Annotated in this window: 8 protein-coding genes; 4 read left to right on the top strand and 4 right to left on the bottom strand. The window is 68.6% G+C overall.

Annotated elements, in window-relative coordinates; translation table 11 throughout:
• Positions 1-139 precede the first annotated feature (139 nt).
• On the bottom strand, positions 140-1060 hold the full coding sequence (locus NKF06_RS19215) for a M48 family metalloprotease (protein ID WP_253246328.1): 921 nt from the start codon (positions 1058-1060) through the stop codon (positions 140-142).
• A 181-nt stretch (positions 1061-1241) separates the two neighbouring features.
• Here NKF06_RS19215 and NKF06_RS19210 point away from each other — a divergent pair, with 181 nt between their 5' ends.
• Positions 1242-1700: a MaoC family dehydratase gene (locus NKF06_RS19210; protein ID WP_253246326.1), complete on the top strand. Its 459-nt coding sequence runs from the start codon at positions 1242-1244 to the stop codon at positions 1698-1700.
• 11 nt (positions 1701-1711) lie between these two features.
• On the opposite strand, the gene NKF06_RS19205 is transcribed toward NKF06_RS19210, so the two are convergent.
• Both NKF06_RS19205 and NKF06_RS19200 read right to left on the bottom strand, forming a co-directional pair.
• On the bottom strand, positions 1712-2491 hold the full coding sequence (locus NKF06_RS19205) for an RNA methyltransferase (protein WP_058826149.1): 780 nt from the start codon (positions 2489-2491) through the stop codon (positions 1712-1714).
• The gene (locus NKF06_RS19200) at positions 2488-3075 is read right to left on the bottom strand and encodes a hypothetical protein (RefSeq protein ID WP_253246325.1); all 588 of its coding nucleotides are present in this window, start codon (positions 3073-3075) and stop codon (positions 2488-2490) included. The genes NKF06_RS19205 and NKF06_RS19200 overlap by 4 nt, the downstream gene beginning before the upstream one ends.
• Before the next feature lie 142 nt (positions 3076-3217).
• Here NKF06_RS19200 and folP point away from each other — a divergent pair, with 142 nt between their 5' ends.
• Together folP and NKF06_RS19190 are read left to right on the top strand one after the other, a co-directional pair.
• Positions 3218-4357, top strand: a complete 1140-nt coding sequence (gene folP, locus NKF06_RS19195) for a dihydropteroate synthase (protein ID WP_058826176.1) — start codon at positions 3218-3220, stop codon at positions 4355-4357.
• Between the two features lie 188 nt (positions 4358-4545).
• On the top strand, positions 4546-5229 hold the full coding sequence (locus NKF06_RS19190; protein WP_058826151.1) for a 6-hydroxymethylpterin diphosphokinase MptE-like protein: 684 nt from the start codon (positions 4546-4548) through the stop codon (positions 5227-5229).
• A gap of 52 nt (positions 5230-5281) precedes the next feature.
• On the opposite strand, the gene NKF06_RS19185 is transcribed toward NKF06_RS19190, so the two are convergent.
• Complete coding sequence (locus NKF06_RS19185) at positions 5282-6049, bottom strand: hypothetical protein (RefSeq protein ID WP_253246327.1); 768 nt, start codon at positions 6047-6049, stop codon at positions 5282-5284.
• Between the two features lie 389 nt (positions 6050-6438).
• On the opposite strand from NKF06_RS19185, the gene NKF06_RS19180 reads away from it, so the two are divergent.
• Positions 6439-6666 (top strand): deoxyribodipyrimidine photo-lyase (locus NKF06_RS19180; RefSeq protein ID WP_253246324.1); only part of this gene is annotated, 228 nt, incomplete at its 3' end.

Raw genomic sequence — 6666 nt, 5'->3', positions numbered from 1 at the left:
AGGAGCGCGGGCGTCAGGAAGCCGCGGGCGTCGAGCGCGGGTCGCGTAGACGACGCCGACGGTGCCGAGCGCGGCGGCGACGGCGACGACGTGGGTGAGAAGCCAGTTACCGAGCACCGGGTCGGGCGAGCCGGGCATCTCACCGCACCTCGATTCGCGTCATCGACTCGTCGGCCATGGCGGCCAGTCGCTCCACGCGCTCGTCGGTCGAGGGGTGGGTCGAAAGCAGGTCCGAAATCGGGTCTTCGACCTCGACTTCGCCGTACACCCACAGCGGCGAGAGGCCGAATCCCGGGCGAGCGGCCCGCTCTAACTTCCGCAGGGCCGACGCGAGCGCCATCGGCTTGCCCGTCACCTCGGCGGCCCGCGCGTCGGCCGCGAACTCCCGTTTTCGCGACTGCGACCGGACGAACACGGTGAGGCCGAAGCCGAACAGGCCGACGAACTCGTCCAGTCGGAGGCGAATCCGCCCGGCGAGCGTCTCGTGCCACGACCCCGGCTGACCGCGCATCCACGCCGAACCGAGGGCGACGCCCGTCGTCAGGAACGTCACGGGCGAGACGAACAGGTAGCCGACGCCGACGACCGTCTGGAGGACGCTCGCCACGAGCGACTGGACCAGCCCGTCTTTCCGTTCGAGGTGCGCGAGTTCGTGCGCGAGCAGCGCCTCGAACTCGTCGGTGTCGAGGAGACGGAACAGCGCGGCGTCGAGGACGACCACGTCGCGGCCCATCGGGTCGAGCGCCAGCGCGTTCGGCGCGGAGAAACGCGCGAGTTTCAGCGTCGGCGGGTCGAGGTCCATCCGCTCGGCGAGGCGGTCTCGCAGGCGGTGGACTGACGGCGACTCCGCGGGCGACATGTCCCGCGCGTCGAGTTGGCTGAGCAGTCGCACCGTACCGAAGCGGAAGCTCAGATAGCCGAGGACGACGGCGACTGCGACGGCGACGACGGCGGCGGTCACGGGGTCGGGACGGAGCCGCCAGAGCGTCACCACCGCGAACGCGCTGAGCGCGCTGAGCGAGAGGTAGAACGCGAGGACGACGGCGCCGACGACGACCATCGGGAGGCGAGAGCGGCGCGGGGGCGATGCCATCTCGCGTGACGATAGGGCGTCGGGTCGCAAAAGCTGTCTGGCGCGTCGGGGGAGGGGGATCGAAGTCGTGGAACGCGCCCGGGCGAGCGTGCCGCGCCCGGACCGCCGCCACCGCTACTTTCTCCACGGGTCCGGCCGAAGGGGAGTCATGCAGTTCTTCGAGGATTTCGCGGTCGGCGACACCCACGAGTTCGGCGCGTACGACGTGACCGAATCGGAGATTCTGGCGTTCGCCGAGCAGTACGACCCGCAGTGGTTCCACACCGACCCGGAGCGCGCCGAGTCCGAGTCGATGTACGGCGGCGTCATCGCCAGCGGCTGGCACACCACATCGATGACGATGCGCCTGCTCGTGGACGGCTTTCTCGCCGACTCGGCGTCCCTCGGCGCGAAGGGCGTCGACGAACTTCGCTGGTGGAAGCCGGTGTACCCGGGCGACACGCTCGTCGTGGAAACCGAGGTGCTGGACACGACCGCCGAGACCGACAGTCGCGGCCTCGTGGAGATTCGGACGACGACCCGCGCCGAGCGCGAGCCGGGCGAGGTGGAGAAGGTCTGTTCGTTCGTGAGCTACGTGATGTTCGCCCGGCGAGACGGCGAGGAGTAGCGCAGAGCGCGTCAGTTCTCGTCGTCGCGGAAGCGGTCCGGGTCGCGGACGGCCTCGGCGGCGCGGCGGAACACGCCCGTCAGCGTCGCCGCCTCGCGCTCGGTCGGGTGGGCGCGGCCGAGCAGCCGGCGCATCATCCGCGAGGTCTTGGTCCGCTTGTGCTCGCGGTAGTCCACGGCGTCGAGCAGTTCGTCGAAAAAGCGGTAGACGACCTCGATTTCGGCCTCGGAAGCGCGCTCGCGCTCCACGTCGGGGAGCTGTGTCTCCTCGACGGTAAACCGGCGAAGCTCGTACATGAGAAGCGTCGCCGCCTGCCCGAGGTTGAGCACGGGGTAGCGGTCGTCGGCGGGGATACAACAGACCTCGTCGAGCATCGCCAACTCCTCGTTGTCGAGGCCGGTGCCCTCGCGGCCGAAGACGAGCGCGGTCTTCGTTTCCACCGACTCCAGCGAGTCGGCGATTTCGACCGGCGTCTTGAACGGGTAACGGATGTGCCGGGTGGAGTCCTCGTGGGAGACCGCGGTCGTCCCGATGGTGTGGAACTCCTCGACGACCTCCTCTAAGGTCGTCTCGGTGGCGTTCGGGAGCACGTCCTCGCGAGCGTGGCCGGCGAAGCCGTAGGCCTCGCCGTCGGGGTCGAGCGGCGGTGGGTTGACGAGGCGGAGGTCGTAGATGCCGAAGTTCTTCATCGCCCGCGCGATGGTCCCGACGTTGCCGGGCGTCTCGGGTTCGACGACGACGACGACGAACTCGCGGTCCCCGGCGGCACCGGCGTCTGGGTCGTCGCTCATTTCGTCGGGTAGTCCGTGTCGAGGTCGACGCCGTCGAGGTCGTCTTCGGTCAGGGGCGTCGCGTCCTCGTCGTCCGCGCCGGGGCCGTAGTCGCGGAGATTGATTCGCTCGCCCTCGACGAAGTTCTCCTCCAGCCGGCGCTGAATCTCGTTGGCGTCCGGCGGCGACGGTAGTTCGTCGGGTTCGGTGTCGACGTACTCCAGTCCGCCGTAGCCGTCGGGGGCGCGGCCGTCGCCGGCGAACCACTCGTGGAACGCGTCGGCGAACACCGCGTCGCCGACGAGGTCGCGGCCGCCCTCCTCGCGGAACCAGTAGAGGAAGTCCGGTTCGTGCTGCTCGCAGAGGAGCACTTCCTCGCGGGGCTCGCCGTAGACGATGGACGCCTGTCGGCACTGCTGTATCTCCTCGTCGCCGTGGACCAGATAGCAGGCGTCGCACGGTTCCTCGACGAGCGAGACGAGGCGCATGAGTCGCTCCCGCGGGTCCTCGGGAATCTCGTCGAGCGGTTTGAACTCGCCCTCGTCGGTGAATATCTCGGACTCTTCGAACCGCCATCCGCGGAGTCCGACGCTGACCTTCGCCATGGGCCGAGGTAGCCGAGCGGCGGATAAAAATGGCGTGATGCCGGTCAGCCGTCCGCGAGAGACGGCGAGCTGCCACCACGGGGCGACCCGACGCGTCTTCCGCGACCGGTCGGCATATGTTCGTGTGGTCCAACCGGCGGGTATGCGAACCGTCGATGCGGCAGGACTCGAAATCGGCGACGACCACCCGCCGCGAATCATGGGTGTGCTGAACGTCTCCAAGGAGTCCCCGTACAAGCCGAGCGTGTTCAACGACCCGAGCGAGGCCGCCGAGTACGTCGACCGCGAACTCATCGACGAGGGGGCCGACATCGTCGACGTCGGCCTCGAATCCGCGAACAAGCGCCTCGACGTGCTGTCTGCCGAAGACGAACTCGACCGGCTCGACACGGCGCTTTCGGTCCTCGACAGCGTCTCCGGCGACGCCGTCTTCTCCATCGAGACGCGCTACCACGAGGTCGCCGAGGCGGCGCTCGACGGCGGCTTCGACATGGTCAACGACATCTGCGGCTTCGCCGACCCGGAGATGCCCCGCGTCTGCGAGGAGTTCGACGCCGCCGTCGCCAAGATGGCCAGTCCCCCAGACCTCACTCGCCCCGGTGCGATAGCGGAAGTCGACGACATCTACGACGCCCTCGAACTGAATGGATTCACCGACAAGACCATCCTCGACCCCGCCTTCGGCGGCTGGTCGGAGGCGAAGACGCTCGAACACGACCGCGAGACGTTCGACCGCCTGCGGGAGTTCCGCGGCTACGGCTACCCCATCTTGGTCTCCATCAACCGCAAGAACTTCCTCCGCAACGTGGCCGGCCGTTCGACCGAGGAAGCGCTGCCCGTCAGCCTCGCCGCCACCTCGATGGCAGTCGAACGCGGCGCACACGTGGTCCGGACCCACGACGTGAAAGAGACCCGCGACGCCGCCCTCATCGGCCACGAGTTCAAGCGCCGTCGCGTCCGCGAACCCGGAGACGTGTCGGTCGAGGAACTCGACGTGACGACGCCCGGCGAGGCCGCCAGACACCTCGACCGCGTCGGCGCGAACCGCGAGGTCGCAACCGAGAGCGTCACGCGCGTCTTCGAACTGGAGGGGCTCGGCCCCGACGACCGGGAGTCCCTCGCCGCTGCGGCCGGCGATGCGGGAGCCGTCCTCGCCGCCGGTGACACCGGTGCGCTTCTGGTCGGGAGTCCCGCCGCGCTCGCCCGGCTTCCGACGCTCGTCACGGACGCCTCAGATGCCCTCGAAGCCGCTTTACAGACCGTCGAGCGGGCGACGAACTAACCGGTACGCTATCCCGTACCAGACCCGTCGATTCGTCTGACGTTCGGCAGACGTTGACCGTTCTACTAAGAGAAAACTTATACCATCCGACCCTAAAACGGTCCTGTGGACGCCGGAAGGGCACGCGGGTAGGGGTACACGAGTGCCATTCCGGCCCATACAGTTACATTCTGAGCGACAGCTACACCATGGATTTCACCACGTGGGAACCCGTCTACGAACGGATTCTCGATGATTTCGGCTTCGAACGAACCGGCGACGAGCGCGCCAGAGACGCGCTCGCCGACCTCGTGAGTCCCTTCGACCGCGACCGACTGGACTGGGCGGACGCGACCGTCGCCGTCTGCGGGGCGGCCCCGACGCTCGAGGACGAACTCGACCGACTCGACGACCCCGACGTGGACGTGGTCGTCGCCGCCTCCACCGCCGCCGACGCGGTCCGAGCCGCCGGATTCGACCTCGATTTGATGGTGACCGACCTCGACAAGAACCCCGAGACGGCGGTCGAACTGACCGAATCCGGCGTGCCCGTCGCGGCCCACGCCCACGGCGACAACCTCCCCGCGGTCCGCGAGTGGGTGCCGCGGTTCGACGCCGACCACGTCCTCGGGACGACGCAGGCGGCCCCGGTCGGCCCCGTGGTCAACTGGGGCGGCTTCACCGACGGCGACCGGGCCGCCTTCATCGCCGACGAACTCGGGGCGAAACGGCTCGTCTTCGCCGGCTGGGACTTCGACGACCCGGCCGTAGACGCGATGAAAGCACAGAAGCTCAGGTGGGCAGAGCGCCTGCTCCGGTGGCTCGAACGACGCCGCGGAGAGCGCTTTTCGGTTCTCGACGGCCGGCGCGACGGCATCGACTCGCTCCCCTGAAAATCCCGCTCACGCGGGTCGGCGGCGCGGCGTTCTCGCGCTCGCGCCTCGCTTACCGCGTGTTCTGCGGATGCACGCCGGCACCCTCGTCGGATCCGGACTGTTCGGCCGACGACTCCTCGACCACGCCGTCGAACAGCGAGGCGTCGCACCCGCGGCAGGTCGCCGAGACGCGTCGCTTCGTCCGCCCGCTGTCGGGCCGTGCAACCCGTTCGCTCTCGACCGCGACTGTACCGTCGCAGGTCGGGCACGTTCGGAGACACAACCGAAGGGCGCCGAGGACGCGGTTCCGGTCCGCCGTCGGGAGCCGCCACCACTCGGGGTAGTATCGGCGGAACGTCGCGACCGCCGTGAGGTCGGCGACGAACGCGGCGCGGGAGGCCCACTGGCCGACGGTTCCGCGGTCGAGTCGCGCGAACAGCCCCCGCTCGTTCCACCCCATCTCGACTCTGTCCGGGTCGACGCCGAGGAGCTCCGCGAGGGCCTCGCGGTCGTGGCTTCTGCCCTCGGTTTCGAGCATGCGGTCGCGCCAGTCCTCGGCGAACCGCGGCGACAGCGAGAGGTTGTCGTCCGCGTCGGTCGCGAAGATGCCCGCGCCGTGTAGCGCGGCGGCGAGGTCGACGCGGCCGTCGAGTGAGAGCGGTGGCGAGGGACGCGCCGACGGAAGCATCGGCGGCGACGGCGAGGTCGGCGAGAGTTCGGCGAACGCGAAGCCGAAGACGACCAGGGGCGGAAGTACGCCGAGGAACACGCCGTAGGGAACCCAGACGAGCCAGCCGAGCGTCCCGCAGACGAACGTCAAGAGGAGGAGCGGAAACACGAGTGGGGAGCGGAGACGCGGCTGTCGGACCGCGGAGTCAGGAAGGAAGCGATGCCCGGACATACCAGAACCGTGGGTACGACGCGGTATAGGTATGAACTGGGTACACCAGATAGCAAGAACGTAAACGTGCTCCCGTCCCGGAATTCGGTCGATAACATCACATTACCCGAGACAGTCGCGCCAACCCGAGGGTCGGTCATCGTACCATATCCATGCCAACAGGTGTCCGAAAACGGCCGAATGACCGCCGTTGGGCGCGGTAGGTAGTCATTTCCAGCGTCTCCGGGCGATTAAGTTCGTTCGAACGGACGGGTCGGTCGGTTTTACTTGCGAGTCGAGGTCGGACTGCCGCTACATTGACATAGCCGCCGTCCTGAGGCGCGGCTATGCAACTGCACTGGCACCGCCGGGACCTGCGAGTCGCGGACAACCGCGGCCTCGCGACGGCCGCCGAAGCGGGCCCCGTCGCCCCGCTTTTCGTCTTCGACCGGGACGTGCTCGACCACGCCGGCGTGCCCCGCGTCAGGTACTTACTCGACGCGCTCACCGAGCTCCGCGACGCGTACCGAGAGCGCGGGAGCGACCTGCTCGTCGCCCGCGGCGACACCCGAGCG

Origin of the sequence: Haloferax sp. AB510 (genome assembly GCF_024136985.1) — an archaeon.
In the GTDB taxonomy this organism is placed as follows: Archaea; Halobacteriota; Halobacteria; order Halobacteriales; family Haloferacaceae; genus Haloferax.
This window is presented reverse-complemented; position numbering and strand designations above follow the sequence as displayed.